This window comes from Aeromonas sp. QDB11 (assembly GCF_027705265.1).
In the GTDB taxonomy this organism is placed as follows: domain Bacteria; phylum Pseudomonadota; class Gammaproteobacteria; order Enterobacterales; family Aeromonadaceae; genus Aeromonas; species Aeromonas allosaccharophila.
This window is the reverse complement of record NZ_JAPDBM010000160.1, coordinates 1-1631: the sequence shown is the minus strand read 5'-3', so window position 1 is coordinate 1631 and position 1631 is coordinate 1. Positions and strand designations below refer to the sequence as shown.

1 protein-coding gene is annotated in these 1631 nt (G+C 40.6%); it reads right to left on the bottom strand.

Annotated features, from left to right (window positions below):
• Positions 1-54: 54 nt before the first annotated feature.
• Complete coding sequence (locus OKC40_RS22350) at positions 55-1470, bottom strand: hypothetical protein (protein ID WP_270797015.1); 1416 nt, start codon at positions 1468-1470, stop codon at positions 55-57.
• Positions 1471-1631 lie beyond the last annotated feature (161 nt).

Genomic DNA, 1631 nt, shown 5'->3' with positions numbered 1-1631 from the left:
ACTACCTGAAGCAACACCGCTTATATACCCGCACACTTGGAATTATTTGAGTCTCTAAAAATGAGGGGATCTCTGAGCATTCAAGTCAGTACGATCTCCATACTGAGCTGCAATCTCAAAAAGCTCACTCAATGTAGATAGATTTAGTTCGGGATAATTCTGGAGCCACTCAATTGAAAGAGATGCACGTAGATGACTGAAATTATCATCTCTTTTTAATAACCACAGCTCGACATTGTTGCATTTTTTATGAGCAAGTTGTGGCTCTAAATACTGCCGAATGAAGCTCTCCGCTTTTGCTGGGTCAGAAAATATGAGGCGATCCACTTCAACTCGAAGAAGGTCTCTTTCCTCATTTGATATTGCGCTATAACCCATGTTTATGTTGGTTCGTAACGCGGACAAAAATCTATCATCAACAGTTTCTAAATTACCTTTTACTCTAAATATTTTAATACAGGCTGCATAAAGAACCGTTTCAATATTGAGGGACTGAGAAGCGCACTGCAACTCAGCTAATTTACCCAACCCAGGAATATGTGGTGAAATAAAATCCAGACAATTCTGAAGAGCATTATGAACAATTTTTTTGTTACCACATTCTGATTCTATCTTGTCTGGCTCCATCAAAAACAGCTCAGAAAAATGAAGTAAGCTATTCAAATGGCGGCCACTTTCTATTAATTCCTGATTTTCTTGTAAATACCTAATATTTGCAGCACGTAATACCATCTGCTTCTTTTCTCTGCGCCCTCTTATTCTTGAACTTCTACGGTGCCATTGCTGATACTCCAATTGAAACTGCTCTTTAGTTATCTTGTTAGACTTTGCCCACTCTCGCATAAATGCTGGTTTTAACAGTGCTTGCGCACGCATGTGCCGCCTGAGAGGATTCGGTCCTCGCTCTTCACTCTTACGGTAATATTGGTGCCTTTCAATAAAATACGCCCACAGAGTTATATTTTCTATTTCAAAAGCAAGGTCTACTATGAACTTATAATCTATCGACTGAAGGTTGAGGCCAGAGTGACAATGCCAGTTGAAGTTATATAAGCTCGCATTATGAATATCATCTCTATTTGTTAACTTTGAAAATACCTGAGCAATAACACCCTGCCGTAAAAGGTGGTCTGTAGACAGTATACGAACCGAACTACTTTCATCTGCCCTCTTACTTCCATGAAAATTAAGCTCCTGAGTCCACCGAAAAATTTTCACTGGGTCAAATGGCCCTTGAGCCATATCAAAATAGTGATCAAGCAGTGAGCCTACGATTTTACTTATACCGTTTCGACAATAACATTCGTAGCATTCTTTGCCACAATGGCAGGCAAGGTCTCTGGTCAATTCATCCAACAACCACTCGGTAGTTAGCGGATCAATTTCAGCAATGAAATTTTTGATAAAGTAGCGAGCACCGATAGTACGCTCTAGCTCTTGGTGGCTTGGATAGAGCGTTGCACAAACCAAAAGGAAATCAGATAAATACTGCCTTTCGAATGTTTGATACCCCAGCGTAATAATGATTTCTGCCGCGCACCCAAGCGATACTTCACTAAATAACTGATCCCAATAGTGCTACACCTTCGCTGTGCCATAGCCATTCCCCGGGAAAGGAGACACGGTATCCA